Origin of the sequence: Escherichia sp. MOD1-EC7003 (assembly GCF_002965065.1) — a bacterium.
Classification (GTDB): Bacteria; Pseudomonadota; Gammaproteobacteria; order Enterobacterales; family Enterobacteriaceae; genus Escherichia.
Map to the genome: position 1 here is coordinate 1 of NZ_PTRE01000009.1, position 22,110 is coordinate 22,110.

Below are 22,110 nucleotides of genomic sequence, written 5' to 3' on the forward strand. Positions count from 1 at the left end.
GCCAAAACCTACCAGAATATGGTGTTGGTTTATTAGCGCTGATTTATGGGGATTCCTCAGCGCCGATGGCGGGATTTTAAGCAAATGTAATCTACAACAGATTATTGCTGGATCAGGAAATCGTCGAGGGATTTACCTTGCTCATCCATTGCTTTTTTGATTACAGCTGGAGTACGGCCCTGGCCAGTCCAGGTTTTAGTCTCGCCGTTTTCGTCAACGTAGCTATATTTAGCCGGACGCTGTGCACGTTTAGCTTTAGTGCCAGATTTAACGGTACCAATGCTATTCAGCAGTTCGTTCGGGTCAATACCGTCAGCGATCAGCATTTCGCGATATTGCTGCAGTTTACGAGTGCGCTCTTCAACTTCAGCAGCCGCCGCGCTTTCTTCTTCGCGACGTTCGTTAACAACAACTTCTAATTTTTCCAGCATTTCTTCCAGCGTTTCAAGAGTACATTCTCTTGCCTGCGCACGAAGAGTACGGATGTTGTTCAGAATTTTAAGTGCTTCGCTCATTGTAGTAATCTCAAACTTATATTGGGGTGGTTTGTTGAGGTAATAATAGAGCCTTAAATTCAGTTGTGCAATAGCCAGGAATGTAAGGAATTCAAAATTGTTCTTTATTTTGCGCCGCCAATAAATATCTTTTCATAAAATTAGCCAGAAAAGACGCGGCATATAGCCCTATTTGCACCGATGATTTCGCAGCACGTGAGGTTAAAACTTCCTGATTCATGTCACATTTTATGGGGAGATTATCGTAGGCTGACGACCTTTCAGACTTCTGTATTAGTCGTGTTTACGAGAATTCCCTATTAAGCGGATGATGAAAAGTAGAACAGTCGCAATAAGCGCAGGGACTTAGTATTGCGCTATCCCGAGGAGGTCAACAGAGGGCTATTACTTGTGCAACAGGTTAGAGATTGTGAATCGTTACCAGCAGTCATTTACCCGCTTATAGCAAGCGAGGCAGTTGTAATGATAGCTCAGAAGGATTATGCAAGGCGTCGTAAGGGAGAACGCATATACTACTTCGGTGCATACTGTTGCGCTGAAAAACTGACGAATTATGATAAACTCTAGCCAACTTTATTTCATATCATTGAGGGCCTGTGGCTGATGGCACAGCTATATTTCTACTATTCCGCAATGAATGCGGGTAAGTCTACAGCATTGTTGCAATCTTCATACAATTACCAGGAACGCGGTATGCGCACTGTCGTATATACGGCAGAAATTGATGATCGCTTTGGTGCCGGCAAAGTCAGTTCGCGTATAGGTTTGTCATCGCCAGCAAAATTATTTAACCAAAATTCATCATTATTTGATGAGATTCGTGCTGAACATGAACAGCAGGCAATTCATTGCGTACTGGTTGATGAATGCCAGTTTTTAACCAGACAACAAGTATATGAATTATCGGAGGTTGTCGATCAACTCGATATACCCGTACTTTGTTATGGTTTACGTACCGATTTTCGAGGTGAATTATTTATTGGCAGCCAATACTTACTGGCATGGTCCGACAAACTGGTTGAATTAAAAACCATCTGTTTTTGTGGTCGTAAAGCAAGCATGGTACTGCGTCTTGATCAAGCAGGCAGACCTTATAACGAAGGTGAGCAGGTGGTTATTGGTGGTAATGAACGCTACGTTTCTGTTTGTCGTAAACACTATAAAGAGGCGTTAGAAGTTGGCTCTTTAACGGCTATTCAGGAAAAGCATCGCCACGATTAATAAGAATTTCTTTACTGACAGGGCGAGCAATGCGCTTTTATCCTGTCAGTTCGTTTTGCTCACCACTTCCAGTGTATATACCCTTCTCGACAGTTCGTTAACGCCGCTATACGCCTCTCTGAGCGCTTTTACATCGATGTTGACTTGAACCTGTAAAGCACATATCGCCGTGTGGACGCGGTCGACATCGCCGCAAATATGATGAAGGTAAATGCTGTTGGTTTATGGGAACGTTGCTTTTGGTAAGACAAAAAAAACGGCCCCAGAAGGGACCGTTCATGTTGTCAGATAGCGTTACTGATTAAGCGGATTTTTTCGCTTTTTTCTCAGCCTTAGCCGGAGCGGCTTCTTTTTTCGCTGCAGTTTCACCTTCTACATAATCACGACCGTAGTAGGTATCCAGCAGAATCTGTTTCAGCTCGGAGATCAGCGGGTAACGCGGGTTAGCGCCGGTGCACTGGTCATCGAATGCATCTTCAGACAGTTTATCCACGTTCGCCAGGAAGTCTGCTTCCTGAACGCCAGCTTCACGGATAGATTTCGGAATACCCAGTTCAGCTTTCAGCGTTTCCAGCCATGCCAACAGTTTCTCGATCTTAGCAGCAGTACGGTCGCCCGGTGCGCTCAGACCCAAGTGGTCAGCAATTTCAGCATAACGACGGCGAGCCTGCGGACGGTCATATTGGCTGAATGCAGTCTGCTTGGTCGGGTTGTCGTTCGCGTTGTAGCGAATGACGTTACAAATCAGCAGGGCGTTTGCCAGACCGTGCGGAATATGGAACTGGGAACCCAGTTTGTGCGCCATTGAGTGACATACACCCAGGAAGGCGTTCGCAAACGCGATACCCGCAATAGTAGCTGCACTGTGAACACGTTCACGCGCTACCGGGTTTTTAGACCCTTCGTGGTAGGACGCTGGCAGATATTCTTTCAGCAGTTTCAGCGCTTGCAGAGCCTGACCATCAGAAAACTCAGATGCCAGTACAGAAACATAAGCTTCCATCGCGTGAGTTACTGCGTCCAGACCACCGAAAGCACACAGGGACTTCGGCATGTCCATAACCAGGTTGGCGTCGACAATTGCCATATCCGGGGTCAGCGCATAGTCTGCCAACGGATATTTCTGACCAGTAGCGTCGTCAGTGACAACCGCAAACGGAGTGACTTCAGAACCTGTACCGGAAGTTGTGGTGACAGCGATCATTTTCGCTTTCACGCCCATTTTCGGGAACTTGTAGATACGTTTACGGATATCCATAAAGCGCAGTGCCAGTTCTTCGAAGTGAGTTTCCGGATGTTCGTACATAACCCACATGATTTTCGCGGCGTCCATCGGGGAACCACCACCCAGCGCGATAATTACGTCTGGTTTGAAGGAGTTTGCCAGCTCTGCACCTTTACGAACGATGCTCAGGGTCGGGTCAGCTTCTACTTCGAAGAAGACTTCAGTTTCAACGCCAGCTGCTTTCAGTACGGAAGTGATCTGATCAGCATAACCATTGTTGAACAGGAAGCGGTCAGTTACGATGAGCGCACGTTTGTGGCCATCAGTAATCACTTCATCCAGCGCGATTGGCAGGGAGCCACGGCGGAAGTAGATAGATTTCGGAAGTTTGTGCCACAACATGTTTTCAGCTCGCTTAGCAACGGTTTTCTTGTTGATCAGGTGTTTCGGACCAACGTTTTCAGAGATGGAGTTACCACCCCAGGAACCACAACCCAGAGTCAGGGAAGGTGCGAGTTTGAAGTTATACAGGTCACCGATACCACCCTGAGAAGCCGGGGTGTTAATCAGGATACGAGCCGTTTTCATTTTCTGACCGAAGTAAGAAACGCGAGCCGGTTGGTTATCCTGGTCAGTGTACAGACAAGAGGTATGACCAATACCGCCCATAGCAACCAGTTTCTCTGCTTTTTCTACCGCGTCTTCGAAATCTTTAGCACGGTACATTGCCAGAGTCGGGGACAGTTTTTCATGTGCGAACGGTTCGCTTTCATCAACAACGGTTACTTCACCGATCAGAATCTTGGTGTTTTCTGGTACTGAGAAACCTGCCAGTTCAGCAATTTTATAGGCTGGCTGACCAACGATAGCTGCGTTCAGCGCACCGTTTTTCAGGATAACGTCCTGAACTGCTTTCAGCTCTTTGCCCTGCAACAGATAGCCGCCGTGGGTTGCGAAACGTTCACGTACTGCGTCATAAACAGAGTCAACTACAACAATAGACTGTTCAGAAGCACAGATTACGCCGTTGTCGAAGGTTTTGGACATCAGTACAGATGCAACTGCACGTTTGATATCAGCAGTTTCATCAATAACAACTGGAGTGTTACCCGCGCCTACGCCGATAGCTGGTTTACCGGAGCTGTATGCGGCTTTAACCATGCCCGGACCACCGGTCGCGAGGATCAGGTTGATGTCTGGGTGGTGCATCAGCGCGTTAGACAGTTCAACAGAAGGTTGATCGATCCAGCCGATCAGATCTTTCGGAGCACCGGCGGCGATAGCAGCCTGCAGAACGATATCAGCCGCTTTGTTGGTTGCATCTTTAGCACGCGGGTGCGGGGAGAAGATAATGGCGTTACGGGTCTTCAGGCTGATCAGCGATTTGAAGATAGCTGTTGAAGTCGGGTTAGTGGTCGGAACGATACCGCAAATAATACCGATTGGTTCAGCGATAGTGATGGTACCAAAAGTGTCGTCTTCAGACAGGACACCACAGGTTTTTTCATCTTTATAGGCGTTGTAGATATATTCAGAAGCAAAGTGGTTTTTGATTACTTTATCTTCGACAATACCCATGCCGGATTCGGCAACGGCCATTTTCGCGAGTGGGATTCGAGCATCTGCAGCAGCCAGAGCGGCGGCGCGGAAGATTTTGTCTACTTGCTCTTGAGTGAAACTGGCATATTCACGCTGGGCTTTTTTTACACGCTCTACGAGTGCGTTAAGTTCAGCGACATTAGTAACAGCCATAATGCTCTCCTGATAATGTTAAACTTTTTTAGTAAATCATCTGCTCGAATATGAGAGTATAGTCAGTGCGGTGATGATTTGCTTAACCGATAAAAATCAAAAGCTTACTCGCGCTCACACTCACTGTGATTTACTAAAAGAGTTTAAACATTAGAGTTGCTTATCTCTAATGCGTCACTTCCAAGTGGCGTAAGCAAGATTACTCACTTCTGGGTACTTATTACGTGATCTAAATCAAATTTTTGCAAAGCTGACTCCTTTCAGCATCGCTTTTCGCCATTATAGCTAACAGTTAATAAATTGTAGTATGGTTTGTTGGGTGCATTAGCATGTTTTGCACAACTAGATAACAATAACGAATGATAGCAATTTTAAGTAGTTAGGAGGTGAAAAATGCTGTCAAAAGGCGTATTGTCAGCGCGTCTTTTTAACCTTATTTATGGCTAACATTATCCGGCTTTTGCTTCGGAGCTAACCGTGATTCAGACCCTTTTTGATTTTCCCGTTTACTTCAAATTTTTCATCGGGTTATTTGCGCTGGTCAACCCGGTAGGGATTCTTCCCGTCTTTATCAGCATGACCAGTTATCAGACAGCGGCAGCGCGAAACAAAACTAACCTTACAGCCAACCTGTCTGTGGCCATTATCTTGTGGATCTCGCTCTTTCTCGGCGACACGATTCTACAACTTTTTGGTATATCAATTGATTCGTTCCGTATCGCCGGTGGCATCCTGGTGGTGACAATTGCGATGTCGATGATCAGCGGCAAGCTTGGCGAAGATAAACAGAACAAACAAGAAAAATCAGAAACCGCGGTACGTGAAAGCATTGGTGTGGTGCCATTGGCGTTGCCGTTGATGGCGGGGCCTGGGGCGATCAGTTCCACCATCGTCTGGGGTACGCGTTATCACAGCATTAGCTATCTGTTTGGTTTCTTTGTGGCTATTGCTTTGTTTGCCTTATGCTGCTGGGGATTGTTTCGCATGGCACCATGGTTGGTACGGGTTTTACGCCAGACCGGCATCAACGTGATTACGCGTATTATGGGGTTATTGTTGATGGCATTGGGGATTGAATTTATCGTTACTGGTATTAAGGGGATTTTCCCCGGTCTGCTTAATTAATTCCTTTCAAATGAAACGGAGCTGCCATGCTCCGTTTTTTCATCATTATTTTTACTTTGTTCCCGCACAGTTATCAAAAGCGAAAGGAATGGGTAAAAATATTATTCACAAATTACAGTTACTTATAAGGATTTCCTTAACTGTTTCTCTTCACCATCATGTTATTTTCGCCACATCATAATCTTGGGCTTGCTGAAGAATAATTGAAATGATATTAGTAATTCCACTGCCTTTGGTAGAGGAAAGTGCTAAATAATAATCAATTGTTAAATTATTGTGCATTTCACTGTTGGGGCTGTAATCAGAAAAGACGGTTATGCTTGGCAAATCTCTATTTGATTGAATTGAAAGATGTTTGTTAAACCATGGATGCAAGCAGTAGATTCTGATACGGTCAATAAAAGAGAATTACTTAACAACTTTGCAAAATGTATTGGCGAGTAAGAAGCACATTTGGTACTTTCCGGCCAACCGCCATACGATTTTTATTGGTAATGAGAATAATTAACAATTAAAGATCGATGCAAAGAATAATGTGTCTCGACAGGGGAGACACAGTACGAATCGACATAAGGTGATCGTCTGAATCACCAGAATGAATAAAGTCGGTGAAAATAATCCGTAACGATAAAGTAACCTGACAGCAGAAGTCTCCGAGCCTGTACAGGGTCCCAATTCGGGATTACACATGCTGGTTAAAACCAGTCATTATAATGAGGGAGTCCAAAAAACAATGACCAACATCACCAAGAGAAGTTTAGCAGCAGCAAGCGTTCTGGCTGCGCTTATGGCAGGGAATGTCGCGCTGGCAGCTGATGTACCCGCAGGCGTCACACTGGCAGAAAAACAAACCCTGGTACGTAACAATGGTTCAGAAGTTCAGTCATTAGATCCGCACAAAATTGAAGGTGTTCCGGAGTCTAATATCAGCCGTGACCTGTTTGAAGGCTTACTGGTCAGCGATCTTGACGGTCATCCGGCGCCTGGTGTCGCTGAATCCTGGGATAATAAAGACGCGAAAGTCTGGACCTTCCATTTGCGTAAAGATGCGAAATGGTCTGATGGTACGCCAGTCACAGCACAAGACTTTGTATATAGCTGGCAACGCTCTGTTGATCCAAATACCGCTTCTCCGTATGCCAGTTACCTGCAATACGGGCATATCGCCGGTATTGATGAAATTCTTGAAGGGAAAAAACCGATTACCGATCTCGGCGTGAAAGCGATTGATGATCACACATTAGAAGTCACCTTAAGTGAACCTGTTCCGTACTTCTATAAATTACTTGTTCACCCATCAACTTCACCGGTGCCAAAAGCCGCTATTGAGAAATTTGGCGAAAAATGGACCCAGCCTGGCAATATTGTCACCAACGGTGCCTATACCTTGAAAGATTGGGTCGTTAACGAACGTATCGTTCTTGAACGCAGCCCGACCTACTGGAACAACGCGAAAACCGTTATTAACCAGGTAACCTATTTGCCTATTGCTTCTGAAGTTACCGATGTTAACCGCTACCGTAGCGGTGAAATCGACATGACCTATAACAACATGCCGATCGAATTGTTCCAGAAGCTGAAAAAAGAGATCCCGGACGAAGTTCACGTTGATCCCTACCTGTGCACTTACTATTACGAAATTAATAACCAGAAACCGCCATTCAACGATGTGCGTGTGCGTACCGCACTGAAACTGGGTATGGACCGCGATATCATTGTTAATAAAGTGAAAGCGCAGGGCGACATGCCCGCCTATGGTTACACTCCACCGTATACTGATGGTGCAAAATTAACTCAGCCTGAATGGTTTGGCTGGAGTCAGGAAAAACGTAACGAAGAAGCGAAAAAACTGCTGGCTGAAGCGGGTTATACCGCAGACAAACCGTTGACCGTTAACCTGTTGTATAACACCTCTGATCTGCATAAAAAGCTGGCGATTGCTGCCTCTTCACTGTGGAAGAAAAACATTGGTGTCAACGTCAAACTGGTTAACCAGGAATGGAAAACGTTCCTCGATACTCGTCATCAGGGCACTTTTGATGTGGCCCGTGCAGGCTGGTGTGCTGACTACAACGAACCTACTTCCTTCCTGAACACCATGTTGTCGAACAGCTCGATGAATACCGCACATTATAAGAGCCCTGCGTTTGACAGCATTATGGCAGAAACACTGAAAGCGACTGACGAGGCGCAGCGCACAGCTCTGTACACGAAAGCAGAACAACAGCTGGATAAGGATTCGGCCATTGTTCCGGTGTATTACTACGTGAACGCGCGTCTGGTGAAACCGTGGGTTGGTGGGTATACCGGCAAAGATCCGCTGGATAATACCTATACCCGGAATATGTACATTGTGAAGCACTAATGGCAATACGTGGGGCAGGTGCTTCCTGCTCCACGGTGTCTGACTTTTATCGCATTACATAAGGCACAGGCCAGAAGGTACGGCAATGTTAAAATTTATTCTACGTCGCTGTCTGGAAGCGATTCCGACGCTATTTATTCTTATTACTATTTCGTTCTTTATGATGCGCCTCGCGCCGGGAAGTCCTTTTACCGGCGAGCGTACTTTACCGCCAGAAGTGATGGCCAATATCGAAGCGAAATATCATCTTAATGATCCGATCATGACTCAGTATTTCAGCTACCTGAAACAACTGGCGCATGGCGATTTCGGACCGTCTTTTAAATATAAAGATTATTCGGTCAACGACCTGGTAGCATCCAGTTTTCCCGTTTCAGCAAAACTGGGAGCCGCAGCATTTTTTCTCGCAGTGGTACTGGGCGTTAGTGCTGGCGTTATTGCCGCATTAAAACAAAACACCAAATGGGACTATACCGTCATGGGGTTGGCAATGACCGGGGTGGTTATCCCTAGTTTTGTGGTTGCGCCATTATTAGTCATGATATTTGCGATCATTTTGCATTGGCTGCCGGGCGGTGGCTGGAATGGTGGGGCGCTTAAATTCATGATACTGCCAATGGTGGCGTTGTCACTCGCCTATATCGCCAGTATTGCGCGTATTACCCGTGGTTCAATGATTGAAGTATTGCACTCCAACTTTATTCGTACTGCCCGGGCGAAAGGTTTACCTATGCGGCGAATCATTTTCCGTCATGCCTTAAAACCCGCTCTGTTGCCAGTCCTCTCTTATATGGGGCCTGCGTTTGTCGGTATTATTACCGGCTCTATGGTCATCGAAACCATTTATGGTTTACCGGGGATTGGACAATTGTTCGTTAATGGCGCGTTAAACCGCGACTACTCTCTGGTATTAAGCCTGACCATTCTGGTTGGTGCATTAACCATTTTGTTTAATGCCATTGTCGATGTGCTGTATGCGGTTATCGACCCGAAAATCCGTTACTGATACTGGAGCTCGCGATGATGTTAAGTAAGAAAAACAGCGAGACGCTGGAAAATTTCAGTGAAAAGCTGGAGGTCGAAGGGCGCAGCTTGTGGCAGGACGCACGTCGACGTTTTATGCATAACCGTGCGGCGGTCGCCAGTCTGATCGTGCTGGTGCTGATCGCGTTATTTGTTATCCTGGCACCGATGCTTTCGCAGTTTGCCTATGACGATACCGACTGGGCGATGATGTCCAGCGCCCCGGATATGGAGTCCGGTCACTACTTTGGTACTGACTCATCTGGTCGTGACCTGCTTGTGCGCGTTGCGATTGGCGGGCGTATTTCACTTATGGTCGGGGTCGCTGCGGCGCTGGTGGCAGTGGTCGTGGGTACACTTTATGGTTCGCTTTCCGGTTATCTTGGCGGCAAAGTGGATTCGATAATGATGCGTCTGCTGGAAATCCTCAACTCCTTCCCATTCATGTTCTTCGTTATTTTGCTGGTGACCTTTTTCGGTCAAAACATTTTGCTGATTTTCGTGGCGATTGGCATGGTCTCCTGGCTGGATATGGCACGTATCGTGCGTGGACAAACCCTGAGTCTGAAGCGCAAAGAGTTTATTGAGGCGGCACAAGTTGGCGGTGTATCTACGCCAGGCATTGTTATTCGCCACATTGTGCCGAACGTACTCGGTGTAGTGGTGGTCTACGCATCGCTACTGGTGCCCAGCATGATCCTTTTTGAGTCTTTCCTTAGTTTCCTGGGGCTGGGTACGCAGGAACCGTTGAGTAGCTGGGGCGCATTGCTGAGCGACGGTGCAAACTCGATGGAAGTCTCTCCATGGTTACTGTTGTTCCCAGCGGGATTCCTCGTGGTGACGCTGTTTTGTTTCAACTTTATCGGCGATGGCTTGCGTGATGCCCTCGACCCGAAAGATCGTTAAGGAGTGCAGCCATGAGCGTAATTGAAACTGCAACTGTGCCGCTCGCACAACAACAGGCTGACGCACTGCTGAACGTGAAAGATTTGCGTGTCACCTTTAGTACCCCGGACGGCGACGTTACGGCGGTCAATGATTTGAATTTTTCCCTACGTGCCGGGGAAACGCTGGGCATTGTTGGTGAGTCTGGTTCGGGTAAATCGCAAACTGCATTTGCGTTAATGGGCCTGCTGGCTTCTAACGGACGTATTGGTGGATCCGCAACCTTCAATGGCCGCGAAATCCTTAATCTGCCAGAGCGTGAACTCAATAAACTGCGTGCTGAACAAATCTCAATGATTTTTCAGGACCCGATGACCTCGTTGAATCCCTATATGCGCGTCGGTGAGCAGTTGATGGAAGTGCTGATGCTGCATAAGAACATGAGCAAAGCTGAGGCGTTTGAAGAGTCAGTGCGGATGCTCGATGCAGTAAAAATGCCGGAAGCGCGTAAACGCATGAAGATGTTCCCGCACGAATTTTCTGGCGGTATGCGTCAGCGAGTCATGATTGCGATGGCATTGTTATGTCGACCTAAGCTGCTGATTGCGGATGAACCCACTACTGCGCTGGATGTCACCGTACAGGCGCAGATCATGACACTATTGAATGAACTGAAGCGGGAATTTAATACCGCCATTATTATGATTACCCACGATCTTGGCGTGGTGGCAGGGATCTGTGACAAAGTGCTGGTCATGTACGCCGGGCGCACGATGGAATATGGCAATGCACGTGATGTCTTTTATCAACCCGTTCATCCTTATTCTATCGGTTTGCTCAATGCGGTGCCGCGTCTTGATGCAGAAGGTGAAACGATGTTGACCATCCCGGGTAATCCACCAAACCTGCTGCGATTACCGAAAGGTTGCCCGTTCCAGCCACGTTGTCCGCATGCGATGGAAATTTGTAGTAGCGCACCACCGCTGGAAGAGTTCACGCCTGGTCGCTTGCGAGCCTGCTTTAAACCGGTGGAGGAACTGTTATGAATGCTGTAACCGAAGGAAGAAAAGTCCTCCTCGAAATCGCCGACCTGAAAGTGCACTTTGAGATCAAAGATGGCAACCAGTGGTTCTGGCAACCGCCAAAAACGCTCAAAGCCGTCGATGGTGTAACTCTTCGCCTGTATGAAGGAGAAACATTAGGTGTGGTAGGGGAATCGGGATGCGGCAAGTCCACCTTTGCTCGTGCCATCATTGGTTTGGTCAAGGCGACCGATGGTCATGTAGCCTGGTTAGGTAAAGAGTTGCTGGGCATGAAACCCGATGAATGGCGTGCCGTTCGCAGTGATATTCAGATGATTTTCCAGGATCCGCTGGCATCGCTGAACCCGCGTATGACCATCGGCGAGATCATCGCTGAACCGCTGCGTACCTATCATCCGAAAATGTCACGTCAGGAAATTCGCGAGCGTGTGAAGGCGATGATGCTGAAAGTCGGGTTGTTGCCTAACCTGATTAATCGCTATCCGCATGAGTTCTCCGGCGGGCAGTGCCAGCGTATCGGGATTGCACGTGCTCTTATTCTTGAACCGAAGCTGATTATCTGCGATGAGCCGGTTTCGGCGCTGGACGTGTCAATTCAGGCGCAGGTGGTCAATCTGCTCCAGCAGCTGCAACGCGAGATGGGATTGTCATTAATTTTTATCGCTCACGACCTGGCTGTGGTAAAACACATTTCCGATCGTGTGCTGGTGATGTATCTCGGCCATGCGGTAGAACTGGGGACGTATGATGAGGTCTACCATAATCCTCTGCATCCTTATACCAGGGCATTGATGTCGGCAGTCCCTATTCCTGATCCGGATCTGGAGAAGAACAAAACCATCCAGTTACTGGAAGGGGAGTTACCGTCGCCGATTAACCCGCCTTCCGGTTGTGTTTTCCGTACCCGTTGCCCGATTGCCGGTCCGGAGTGTGCCAAAACACGACCCGTGCTGGAGGGGAGTTTCAGACACGCTGTTTCTTGCCTGAAAGTCGATCCACTTTAAAAACAAAAAGGGCTGACAGTTGTCGGCCCTTTTTCACGCCAAAAGCAATTATTTATTCCCGCCAGATGATATGGCAAAGTTTGTGATCTTTTTCGCGGCATAACAGAATTCGGGCGAAAATATCGTTCATTTCACCATCTTCACTGTCCGCAAGCCCAATCACCACTTCGGCAAAAAAGTCCGGATTCAAATCGAAATCAACATGTTCCTGCCAGTCTTCTGCCGGATCGAATAACTCCGCTCCACCGCGCTCTTCAAACTGAAGATTGAACAACAGAACATCAGCCGGATCGAGATTGTCGGCAGCCAGTTCGAGAAAAATATCGTAGGCCTGCTCAAGCGTTTCCTCTTCAGTCAGGCGATTGTTTAGATCCATATCCATAGTTACTACCTGTTTAACCTCTGTTAGCGACGTTTTACAGCAATGGGCTGAAGAAGTAAAATAGTCGCTCGACGACACGTTGCCATAATGGACGTTTTAGCCATAAACGGGCATCGAGCCGACGTGAACGCGAAATATAATCATCCTGAACGGCGGCGAGGTCAGCACCAAAACCTTTGTCGTCGATTGCCAGGGTAATCTCGAAGTTCAGCCATAGACTACGCATATCGAGGTTAACGGTGCCAACCAGACTTAATTCGCCATCGACCAGCACGCTCTTGGTATGCAGTAACCCGCCTTCAAACTGATAAATTTTAACCCCGGCGGCCAGCAGTTCCGTAAAGAACGCGCGGCTGGCCCAGCCTACCAGCATTGAGTCATTTTTTCGCGGGAGGATAATACTGACATCCACCCCGCGCTGCGCCGCAGTGCATATCGCGTGAAGTAAATCATCGCTGGGCACAAAGTAGGGCGTCGTCATGATCAAATATTCACGCGCCGAATAAGCCGCAGTTAGTAATGCCTGGTGGATAAGATCTTCCGGAAAGCCAGGGCCGGAAGCGATAGTGTGGATGGTGTGACCGCTGGCCTGCTCAAACGGCATAATGTTGACATCTGGCGGTGGCGGCAGAATACGTTTCCCGGTTTCAATCTCCCAGTCGCAGGAATAAATAATCCCCATCGCGGTGGCGATGGGGCCTTCCATACGCGCCATTAAGTCGATCCATTGCCCTACGCCCGCATCTTGTTTGAAGTAGCGTGGGTCGACCATATTCATGCTGCCGGTGTACGCGATGTAATTATCGATCATGATCATCTTGCGATGCTGGCGCAGGTCCATACGGCGTAAAAACACACGCATCAGATTGACCTTTAAGGCTTTGACCACTTCAATACCGGCATTACGCATTAGCTCGGGCCACGGGCTGCGGAAAAAAGCCACACTCCCGGCAGAGTCGAGCATCAATCGGCAATGAATACCACGCCGTGCAGCGGCCATTAATGATTCAGCCACCTGGTCTGCCATGCCGCCGGGCTGCCAGATATAAAACACCATCTCAATATTATGGCGAGCGAGCTGGATGTCGCGGATTAAGGCCTGCATCACATCATCTGACTCGGTCATCAGTTGTAGCTGATTGCCTTTAACCCCAGCGATACCCTGACGACGTTCACAGAGCTTGAATAATGGCGCTGCGACACTGCTATTTTCTTCGGCGAAGATATGGTTACAGGCTTTAAGGTCGTTAAGCCATTTTGCGGTGGAAGGCCACATCGCTCTGGCGCGCTCAGCGCGGCGTTTGCCTAAATGGAGCTCGCCAACAGCAAGATAGGCAATAATTCCGACTAACGGCAGAATGTAAATGATCAGAAGCCAGGCCATCGCGGAGGGAACTGCGCGTCGTTTCATTAGAATGCGTAAAGTTACGCCGGCAATGAGCAACCAGTATCCCAGAATGGCCAACCAACTCACCAACGTATAAACGGTTGTCATAGATTAGAAATCCTTTTGAAAGCGCATTGTTATGAGTTTACGCATATGGATTCATCTGGCAAATAAAAACGCGGGAAAAGCACTGGTCAGCGTCCGGGGCGAAGGTATAATGACCATTCTGTTATTGCATAGAGTAGTTAACATGAAGCGGAGTAGAACGGAAGTGGGGCGCTGGCGCATGCAGCGTCAGGCAAGCCGACGTAAATCGCGTTGGCTTGAGGGGCAGTCGCGCCGAAATATGCGTATCCACAGCATCAGGAAGTGCATTCTAAACAAACAGCGTAACTCGTTATTGTTTGCGATCTACAATATCTAAATGTACTGGGCACCATAGCGGTGCCCATTAAGTTTACTCTTCCGTCTTTAAACTCTATTTTTGCGCCGATTCTTTGCAGTCAGCTTTCGATTCTTGTTCATCGTTATCGCTGAAAATACCATGACCGGAGTTCAACAACATTGAAACGAGCATATCATTATTAATCTCTTCACCATTTAAAACCCGCGCCAGAATTTCGCTGCCAAACAGCTGTGGCGAGAGAATGATATCCGGATGTACCATCTTAATCTTATTCAGGTTTTTGCTATCACTGACGGCGAGAACTGTTTTGACATCACTGCTCATATCTTTTGCCGATAGAACAACAAACGCGTTATCTGCATCGTTATCACTCAGCGCCAGAATGGCCCGGCAACGATCGATTCCCGCTTTCTTTAATACCGAACTGTCATTGCTGTCACCGGGGATAACATCCGCGTTATCGCCTAAGCGTTGCTCAAGTTGCTTGATATCATCTTCAGGCAAGTTGCTGATAACCGTTACGTTTTGTCCGCGTTGATTCAGTTGCAGAATCGTATTGATGGCGAGAATCGAATGTCCGCAAACAATAAAATGATCTTTACGATGCATTGTATGATTGTTTCCTTTTACAAGTTTGTTGAATCCCCCGCGGATAAGCGGACCAAAAATTGATGTCATGGAGGTGGCAAAAACGGTAATGCCGGAAATAATGACCGAAATAGTGAACAATCGTGCTGATTCAGAAACCGGGACAATATCGCCATAGCCGACGGTTGACATGGTTTCTATCGAAAAATAGAACGCGGTCATCAAACTTTCTATTCGCGGATTAAAGCCTTCACTTAAATAAAGCGCACCGTAGGTGGAGTAAAACAGTAACGTCGTGAAACTAATAAATGCGAAAATTGTCCCGGCAGCGGCGCTACTGTGGGAGAAGTCTTTGCGCAGTATCAGCAAAAACACCAGCGTAAAAATGCAAAAACCAATACTAAATTTCAGCCAGGGATAAAAATGCAATGTGTAAATCAGCGCAATCAACAACAAAATAATACTGATTGCCCATGCGAGCTTTGCCCGGAACAGTAAGCCAATGGAGTTCAGGACAAGAAAGACGCCAAGGATAAATAGTGGAGCGTTCGCCAGCAAGGAGAGATCCAACTCTGAAAATGCTTTGATATGGAAAATATCAAGCAAATTGACCGACATACCATAGATTGTTTTAAAAATAAGCAAGCCATTTAAAAAAACGGCCAGTGCGAGAATGTCGTGCCGTAGGATCACCCATAAATTTGTTGCTGTTTGTTTGAATGTAGCCCAGTGACTCACTGATACCTCTGTAACCACAGTTTTGTTTAATTATCTTAACGTGCACATTTTGTGAAGACACATGCAGCACGTGAATGTATTAAACCATAGTAGATGACTTTATCCGCAGTAATCAAAGGATTTGAGTGAGCAACTCTGCGTCTGGGAAGGGCATTTTTCCTGAATATGCTCACATCATATAAAGAAATACAGATAAAGTTATTATCTGATTGTGGTGGTGAACCTGTAAGGAAAGGCCAAACAAGAACACGATTGCTAAAACCGTGTCCTTAAATATTGAATCTCTACTCAGAACACTTTCTTAAACGGTTTCACTGAAACGTGTTCATAGACTCCTGCCGCTACGTACGGGTCAGCGTCGGCCCAGGCCTGAGCGGCTTCCAGCGATTCAAATTCAGCAATAACGGTTGAGCCAGTAAATCCCGCAGCCCCTGGATCGTTACTGTCTACCGCTGGCATTGGACCGGCGGTCAACAAACGACCTTCATCATGCAGTAACTGTAAACGTGCTAAATGTGCCGGACGAACGGAAAGGCGTTTTTCGAGGCTATCAGCTTTGTCTTGAGCGTAAATAACATACAACACGGGCACAACTCCTTGTTCGGGAAAGTTGTAAAGTACGTTATTTGAAAGGGCGAAGATCTGCAACGGAAAGATGATGTCATTGTCAACCCCATGCATAAAGTAAGGTCAATTGCGCCAAAAATGCCATTTTCACTGATCCTGATCGCCTTGCCTTATTGAATATGATTGCTATTTGCATTTAAAATCGAGGTCTGGTTTTTCTACTGAAATGATTATGACTTCAATGCCCCTTGATTTACCTCGCCGATTCCCCTGGCCGACGTTGCTTTCGGTCTGCATTCATGGTGCTGTTGTGGCGGGTCTGCTCTATACCTCGGTACATCAGGTTATTGAACTACCTGCGCCTGCGCAGCCGATTTCTGTCACGATGGTTGCGCCAGCGGATCTCGAACCGCCACAAGCCGTTCAGCCGCCACCGGAGCCTGTGGTAGAGCCAGAACCGGAACCTGAGCCGATTCCTGAACCGCCAAAAGAAGCACCGGTGGTCATTGAAAAGCCGAAGCCGAAACCTAAGCCAAAACCGAAGCCGGTGAAAAAGGTACAGGAGCAGCCAAAACGCGATGTCAAACCAGTAGAGTCACGTCCGGCATCACCGTTTGAAAATACGGCACCCGCGCGTCCGATCACTAGCACGGCAACGGCTGCAACCAGCAAGCCGGTTACAAGTGTGGCTTCAGGACCTCGCGCATTAAGCCGTAATCAGCCGCAGTATCCGGCACGTGCACAGGCATTGCGCATTGAAGGGCAGGTTAAAGTTAAATTTGACGTCACGCCGGATGGTCGCGTGGATAACGTACAAATCCTCTCAGCTAAACCGGCGAACATGTTTGAGCGTGAAGTGAAAAATGCGATGCGCAGATGGCGTTATGAGCCGGGTAAGCCAGGCAGTGGGATTGTGGTGAATATTCTGTTTAAAATTAACGGTACCACCGAAATTCAGTAAGCAGAAAGTCAAAAGCCTCCGACCGGAGGCTTTCGATTATTACTCAACAGGTAAGGCGCGAGGTTTTCCTTCAGGATCAACTGCGACATACTTAAATAACGCTTCTGTCGCTTTATAGCGTTGCCCAATCGGTTCAGACGCCACTTTTTTCACCCACACTTCAATATTAATGCTGACCGATGTCGTCCCTTTCTGGACACAGCGTGCATAGCAGCACACTACATCGCCGACCGCAACTGGCCGTAAGAAAGTCATTCCTTCAACCCGCACGGTTACTACGCGACCGTGGGCAATTTCTTTCGCCAGAATAGCGCCGCCAATATCCATTTGTGACATTAACCAACCACCAAAGATATCACCATTGGCATTGGTATCGGCAGGCATGGCTAAAGTACGTAAAACAAGATCGCCCTGAGGGACGTTATGTGTTGTAGACATGGTAAAACCGACTAAAAAGGAAAATCACAGGCGCGATGCTACTATGATTTTCCTGAGGAGAACAGAGGAGATGCAGCGCCAGCCCCGAAGGACTGGCAGTCTGGTCAGGATTTATCTTCCTGCGGCATATGGCGGTAGATATAGATACCGCTTAGCAATGTGAAGATTAAGGTAAGGGCGGTCAGGCCAAATACTTTAAAGTTGACCCAAATATTTTGCGGCAGCCAGAATGCGATGTAGATGTTTGCCAGACCGCAAAGGATAAAGAAAATAGCCCAGGCCAGATTCAGCTTCGACCATACCGGCTGCGGCAGAGTGAGTTCTTTACCCAGCATCCGCTGAATTAGCGGCTTTTTCATCACCCATTGGCTAACTAACAGGGCTCCCGCAAACAGAGTATAAATGACAGTAACCTTCCATTTAATAAACTCATCATTGTGGAAGAACAGCGTCAAGCCACCGAAGACGACCACCAGAATAAAAGTGATCAGGGCCATTTTCTCAACCTTACGAAAGCGAACCCAGCTATATATAAGCACAATCGCTGTGGCGACGATCAGCGCCGCAGTAGCCGCATAGATGTCATAAATCTTGTAAAACGCGAAAAAGACAACCAGCGGTAAAAAATCAAGAAACTGCTTCATTTTACGATTCCGTAATCAAATGCTTAAGGTTATTGGCGAATCAACATATACAGGCGGAACAGATAAATGAGCAATACAGCTGAAATCAGGTTGCTCAAGGTGTTCGCCAGTACGGCACCAATTTCCGGGGTTAATGCGGCAAAAGAAGAGGCAAAAAGCAGCAACAGTGTTTTTGCCAGCAACCAGCTCAAAACCGCGGGTGCCACCAGACGCATATTCGCCCATGTGAGTCGCATACTGCTACGCATCGAGGCAAAAACGCCCATTTTGTCCTGTACCAACATCACCGGTGCCAGAGCAAGTAAAATGGCCATGAGAATTCCCGGAACGACCACCAGCATGATGCCAATCTGTACTAAAAGAGTTGTCAGAAAAATCAGAATAAATAACTTTGGCAATATCGGCGCACTGACACCAATAGCTCGCAGTGCACTGACTCTCTGACCCGCAGACACCAGCTGGATAATTAATATTACGCCTCCGGCGAGAATGGCGTTACCGATTAATCCTGAAAAAGTGGACGCCGCTGAAGCTTGCAGCAAAATTTGTTGCTGTTCCGGTGACATATTCTGCACCAGGTCGAACAACCCACTACTGTCGCTAACGGGCATGCCGTCATTGAGCTGTGTAAGCTGTGCATCACTGGGTGAGAAAACATGCCCTAACACCACTGTGATAAACGCACATAGCAACGATACCAACAGAATGGTCATAAATTGATTACGGAAGAAATTTCCGGTGTCACGGTATACGGACTGCGCCGTGATAGACATGCACTCTCCTTGAGTTTTATGCAGGTGTTAATTAGCGGGCAATTGTACCCTGGTTAAGCCTCGGGTGGCAGCATCAGGTCTTGTATGGAAAAGCATATCTTTGTAAAGCGGAGGTAATTGCTGGCCTTCAGGCGTGGGCAAACCGCTGCAAGTGGCGAGCGAGTTAATATTTGCGTGGCGAAAATATATAAAAATTGATTTAAGTCACGTTAACCAGGATTGTCAATGCAACTTCTAAATTAATCCAGATCAATAAATGGTGAATTATCATATATAATGTGATCTATGTAGAATCATTTGTTACCCCAATGTAGGTATATTCGTCACGTTTTTATAACCATAACGACGGAGCGGATATGAAAAAGTTAACAGTGGCGGCTTTGGCAGTAACAACTCTTCTCTCTGGCAGTGCCTTTGCGCATGAAGCAGGCGAGTTTTTTATGCGTGCAGGTTCTGCAACTGTACGTCCAACAGAAGGTGCCGGTGGTACGTTAGGAAGTCTGGGTGGATTTAGCGTGACCAATAACACTCAACTGGGCCTGACGTTTACTTATATGGCGACCGACAACATTGGTGTGGAATTACTGGCAGCATCGCCGTTTCGTCATAAGGTTGGCACAGCCACAACCGGGGATATTGCTACAGTCCACCATTTACCGCCAACACTGATGGCACAATGGTATTTTGGCGATTCTGGCAGTAAATTCCGTCCTTACATTGGCGCGGGTATTAACTACACCACCTTTTTTGATGATGGCTTCAATGACACCGGTAAGGGGCTTGGTTTATCCGACCTTAGTCTGAAGGATTCATGGGGTGTAGCGGGGCAAGTAGGCCTGGATTATCTCATCAACCGTGACTGGTTACTTAATATGTCGGTCTGGTACATGGATATCGACACTGAGGTGAAATATAAATCCAATGGCGCAGTGCTGCCTGCAGGACGTTATTCTGACAACGTACGCCTCGACCCGTGGGTATTCATGTTCTCAGCGGGTTACCGGTTCTAATTTTTTACCATCAATAAACCGCCAGATATTTTCTGGCGGTTTGTCTCAAATTAGCTTCGTGTTGCCGCTTTCATTGGTTGTACAAAAGCTTTCAGTGCCACCAGCATTTTCTCTGGCTCATTAATATGTTGCTCGATGATTTTAACAATTGCAGAACCAGAAATCGCGCCCGCAGCTCCTGCATCAATCGCTGCTTTTACCTGATCTGGGGCAGAAATACCAAATCCCTGCAACGGAGGCGCAGCGTTATATTCTTTCAGCTTCACAATGAGATGATTGAGGGGTAACGTGGCGCGGTTTTCAGCTCCGGTCACGCCTGCACGAGACAGCAAGTAGATGTAACCACGACCGTAAGACGCAATCTGGCGCAGCAAATCATCGTCGGCATTCGGCGGGCAGATGAAAATAGGTGCGACGTTATGGCGTAACGCAGCCTGACGGAAGGGCGCAGACTCTTCTACGGGCACATCGGCAACCAGCACCGAATCGACGCCGACTTTCTCGCACTGGGCATAAAACTCATCAATGCCTTTGTTAAACACCAGATTGGCATACATCAGCAGGCCAATGGGAATGGTCGGATGCTTTTGACGAATCAGTGCCAGCATTTCAAAGCACTGCGCCGGAGTCACTCCCGCCGCAAAAGCACGCAGTGTTGCGTTTTGAATGGTCGGGCCATCTGCCAGCGGGTCGGAGAAGGGGATGCCTAACTCCAGCGCATCGGCACCGGCTTCAATTAGCGTATCGATAATTTTCAGCGACTGCTCAATACCCGGATCACCGAGGGTGACGAAAGGAACGAATGCGCCTTCTTTGCGCTCCTTCAACTGGGCAAACAGAGATTCATAGCGTTCCATCAGATTTCCCCTCGTGCTTTCAAAATATCGTGAACGGTGAAGATGTCTTTATCGCCGCGACCGGAAAGGTTAACCACCAGCAACTGCTCTCTTTCCGGGTTTTCGCGCATCATTTTCAGCGCATGGGCCAGGGCGTGGGAGGACTCGAGTGCCGGGATAATCCCTTCGTGCAGGCAGAGCGTTTTGAAGGCTTCCAGTGCTTCATCATCAGTAATTGACACATAATCAGCGCGTCCAGTGCTGTTAAGATACGCGTGTTGAGGGCCGACAGACGGGAAATCCAGTCCGGCAGAGATGGAGTAAGATTCTTCAATCTGCCCGTCTTCGGTTTGCATCATCGGCGCTTTCATACCGAAATAGATGCCCACGCGACCATGTTTTAACGGTGCGCCGTGCTCGCCAGTTTCGATACCGTGACCACCTGGCTCTACGCCAATCAGCCCGACGTCTGTTTCGTTGATGAAATCAGCAAACATGCCGATGGCATTCGAACCACCGCCAACACAGGCGATAACGGCATCCGGCAGACGACCTTCTCTTTGCAGAATCTGCGCTTTTGTTTCTTCGCCAATCATCCGCTGAAACTCACGCACAATCGTCGGGTAAGGATGCGGGCCAGCTGCGGTACCCAGCATATAGTGCGCGGTTTCATAACTGCCGGACCAGTCGCGTAGTGCCTCATTACAAGCATCTTTCAGCGTCGCAGAACCGCTATGTACGGGGATCACTTCCGCACCCATTAAGCGCATCCGGAAAACGTTAGGCGACTGGCGTTCAACGTCTTTGGCACCCATATAAATACGGCATTTCAGGCCGAGCAGGGCGCTGGCAAGGGCAGACGCCACGCCATGCTGACCGGCACCGGTTTCGGCAATGATTTCCGTTTTACCCATCCGCTTCGCCAGTAAAGCCTGACCGAGCACCTGGTTAGTTTTATGCGCACCACCGTGCAATAAATCTTCGCGCTTCAGATACAGCGTGGTGTTCGTGCCAGCTGTAATGTTCTGGCATTTGGTCAACGCGGTTGGGCGACCGGCATAGTTTTTCAGCAGGTCGTTAAACTGGGCCTGAAATTCAGGATCTTTTTGTGCGCTGACAAAAGCTTCTTCCAGCTGGCGCAGAGCAGGCATCAGGATTTGTGGCACGTACATGCCGCCAAACTCACCAAAATACGGGTTAAGTAATGTTGTCATTGTTCCTT

23 protein-coding genes and 1 pseudogene are annotated in these 22,110 nt (G+C 47.8%); 11 read left to right on the forward strand and 13 right to left on the reverse strand.

Annotation, left to right across the window (positions count from 1 at the left end):
* Positions 1-101: 101 nt before the first annotated feature.
* Complete coding sequence (hns, locus tag A7090_RS00765) at positions 102-515, reverse strand: histone-like nucleoid-structuring protein H-NS (RefSeq protein ID WP_105272648.1); 414 nt, start codon at positions 513-515, stop codon at positions 102-104.
* A 603-nt stretch (positions 516-1,118) separates the two neighbouring features.
* On the opposite strand from hns, the gene tdk reads away from it, so the two are divergent.
* Positions 1,119-1,736, forward strand: a complete 618-nt coding sequence (tdk, locus tag A7090_RS00770; protein ID WP_105272649.1) for a thymidine kinase — start codon at positions 1,119-1,121, stop codon at positions 1,734-1,736.
* A 301-nt stretch (positions 1,737-2,037) separates the two neighbouring features.
* On the opposite strand, the gene adhE is transcribed toward tdk, so the two are convergent.
* Positions 2,038-4,713, reverse strand: coding sequence for a bifunctional acetaldehyde-CoA/alcohol dehydrogenase (gene adhE / locus A7090_RS00775; protein WP_105272650.1), 2,676 nt, complete (start codon positions 4,711-4,713; stop codon positions 2,038-2,040).
* Positions 4,714-5,106: 393 nt separating this feature from the next.
* On the opposite strand from adhE, the gene ychE (A7090_RS26385) reads away from it, so the two are divergent.
* Positions 5,107-5,160 (forward strand): protein YchT, encoded by a 54-nt coding sequence (gene ychE / locus A7090_RS26385; RefSeq protein ID WP_211180492.1) that lies wholly within the window; start codon positions 5,107-5,109, stop codon positions 5,158-5,160.
* Positions 5,161-5,190: 30 nt separating this feature from the next.
* On the forward strand, positions 5,191-5,838 hold the full coding sequence (gene ychE, locus A7090_RS00780; protein ID WP_105272651.1) for an NAAT family transporter YchE: 648 nt from the start codon (positions 5,191-5,193) through the stop codon (positions 5,836-5,838).
* A 156-nt stretch (positions 5,839-5,994) separates the two neighbouring features.
* Here the strand turns inward: ychE (A7090_RS00780) and A7090_RS25920 are convergent, their stop codons facing one another.
* The gene (locus tag A7090_RS25920; RefSeq protein WP_105272652.1) at positions 5,995-6,213 is read right to left on the reverse strand and encodes a hypothetical protein; all 219 of its coding nucleotides are present in this window, start codon (positions 6,211-6,213) and stop codon (positions 5,995-5,997) included.
* Positions 6,214-6,571: 358 nt separating this feature from the next.
* On the opposite strand from A7090_RS25920, the gene oppA reads away from it, so the two are divergent.
* The 5 genes from oppA to oppF all read left to right on the forward strand — a co-directional run bounded on the left by oppA (position 6,572) and on the right by oppF (position 12,158).
* A complete protein-coding gene (gene oppA, locus A7090_RS00790; protein ID WP_105272674.1) occupies positions 6,572-8,203 on the forward strand; it encodes an oligopeptide ABC transporter substrate-binding protein OppA in 1,632 nt (543 codons plus the stop codon).
* Between the two features lie 85 nt (positions 8,204-8,288).
* Positions 8,289-9,209, forward strand: a complete 921-nt coding sequence (gene oppB, locus A7090_RS00795) for an oligopeptide ABC transporter permease OppB (protein ID WP_001516507.1) — start codon at positions 8,289-8,291, stop codon at positions 9,207-9,209.
* A 14-nt stretch (positions 9,210-9,223) separates the two neighbouring features.
* Positions 9,224-10,132 carry an oligopeptide ABC transporter permease OppC gene (oppC, locus tag A7090_RS00800; RefSeq protein WP_105272653.1) on the forward strand — a complete coding sequence of 303 codons (909 nt, stop codon included), beginning with the start codon at positions 9,224-9,226 and terminating at the stop codon, positions 10,130-10,132.
* Positions 10,133-10,143: 11 nt separating this feature from the next.
* Positions 10,144-11,157 (forward strand): murein tripeptide/oligopeptide ABC transporter ATP-binding protein OppD, encoded by a 1,014-nt coding sequence (gene oppD / locus A7090_RS00805; protein WP_105272654.1) that lies wholly within the window; start codon positions 10,144-10,146, stop codon positions 11,155-11,157.
* A complete protein-coding gene (gene oppF, locus A7090_RS00810) occupies positions 11,154-12,158 on the forward strand; it encodes a murein tripeptide/oligopeptide ABC transporter ATP-binding protein OppF (protein WP_105272655.1) in 1,005 nt (334 codons plus the stop codon). The genes oppD and oppF overlap by 4 nt, the downstream gene beginning before the upstream one ends.
* 52 nt (positions 12,159-12,210) lie before the next feature.
* Here oppF and A7090_RS00815 read toward each other — a convergent pair whose 3' ends face one another.
* Positions 12,211-12,540 carry an HI1450 family dsDNA-mimic protein gene (locus tag A7090_RS00815; protein WP_105272656.1) on the reverse strand — a complete coding sequence of 110 codons (330 nt, stop codon included), beginning with the start codon at positions 12,538-12,540 and terminating at the stop codon, positions 12,211-12,213.
* Positions 12,541-12,574: 34 nt separating this feature from the next.
* Entirely contained in the window at positions 12,575-14,035 is a 1,461-nt protein-coding gene (gene cls / locus A7090_RS00820) for a cardiolipin synthase (protein ID WP_105272657.1), read from the reverse strand.
* Positions 14,036-14,177: 142 nt separating this feature from the next.
* Between cls and A7090_RS25660 the strand changes: the two genes are divergently transcribed.
* Positions 14,178-14,351, forward strand: coding sequence for a YciY family protein (locus tag A7090_RS25660; protein ID WP_001309467.1), 174 nt, complete (start codon positions 14,178-14,180; stop codon positions 14,349-14,351).
* A 54-nt stretch (positions 14,352-14,405) separates the two neighbouring features.
* Here the strand turns inward: A7090_RS25660 and kch are convergent, their stop codons facing one another.
* A complete protein-coding gene (gene kch, locus A7090_RS00830; RefSeq protein WP_105272659.1) occupies positions 14,406-15,659 on the reverse strand; it encodes a voltage-gated potassium channel protein in 1,254 nt (417 codons plus the stop codon).
* A 288-nt stretch (positions 15,660-15,947) separates the two neighbouring features.
* Positions 15,948-16,244, reverse strand: a complete 297-nt coding sequence (locus A7090_RS00835; RefSeq protein WP_000967595.1) for a YciI family protein — start codon at positions 16,242-16,244, stop codon at positions 15,948-15,950.
* Positions 16,245-16,467: 223 nt separating this feature from the next.
* Here A7090_RS00835 and tonB point away from each other — a divergent pair, with 223 nt between their 5' ends.
* Positions 16,468-17,187 (forward strand): TonB system transport protein TonB, encoded by a 720-nt coding sequence (gene tonB, locus A7090_RS00840; protein WP_105272675.1) that lies wholly within the window; start codon positions 16,468-16,470, stop codon positions 17,185-17,187.
* A 39-nt stretch (positions 17,188-17,226) separates the two neighbouring features.
* Here the strand turns inward: tonB and yciA are convergent, their stop codons facing one another.
* From yciA to A7090_RS00860, 4 genes and pseudogenes are all read right to left on the reverse strand, one after another.
* Entirely contained in the window at positions 17,227-17,625 is a 399-nt protein-coding gene (gene yciA / locus A7090_RS00845; RefSeq protein WP_000108160.1) for an acyl-CoA thioester hydrolase YciA, read from the reverse strand.
* Positions 17,626-17,729: 104 nt separating this feature from the next.
* Positions 17,730-18,269, reverse strand: a complete 540-nt coding sequence (locus tag A7090_RS00850; RefSeq protein WP_105272660.1) for a septation protein A — start codon at positions 18,267-18,269, stop codon at positions 17,730-17,732.
* Positions 18,270-18,298: 29 nt separating this feature from the next.
* Positions 18,299-19,042 carry a YciC family protein gene (locus tag A7090_RS00855; protein WP_105272661.1) on the reverse strand — a complete coding sequence of 248 codons (744 nt, stop codon included), beginning with the start codon at positions 19,040-19,042 and terminating at the stop codon, positions 18,299-18,301.
* A 27-nt stretch (positions 19,043-19,069) separates the two neighbouring features.
* A pseudogene (locus A7090_RS00860) lies at positions 19,070-19,159 on the reverse strand (YkgJ family cysteine cluster protein); the annotation flags it as partial.
* 239 nt (positions 19,160-19,398) lie between these two features.
* Here A7090_RS00860 and ompW point away from each other — a divergent pair.
* Positions 19,399-20,052, forward strand: coding sequence for an outer membrane protein OmpW (gene ompW, locus A7090_RS00865; protein ID WP_105272662.1), 654 nt, complete (start codon positions 19,399-19,401; stop codon positions 20,050-20,052).
* Between the two features lie 50 nt (positions 20,053-20,102).
* On the opposite strand, the gene trpA is transcribed toward ompW, so the two are convergent.
* Entirely contained in the window at positions 20,103-20,909 is an 807-nt protein-coding gene (trpA, locus tag A7090_RS00870; protein WP_105272663.1) for a tryptophan synthase subunit alpha, read from the reverse strand.
* Entirely contained in the window at positions 20,909-22,102 is a 1,194-nt protein-coding gene (gene trpB, locus A7090_RS00875; protein WP_105272664.1) for a tryptophan synthase subunit beta, read from the reverse strand. The genes trpA and trpB overlap by 1 nt, the downstream gene beginning before the upstream one ends.
* Between the last annotated feature and the right edge of the window lie 8 nt (positions 22,103-22,110).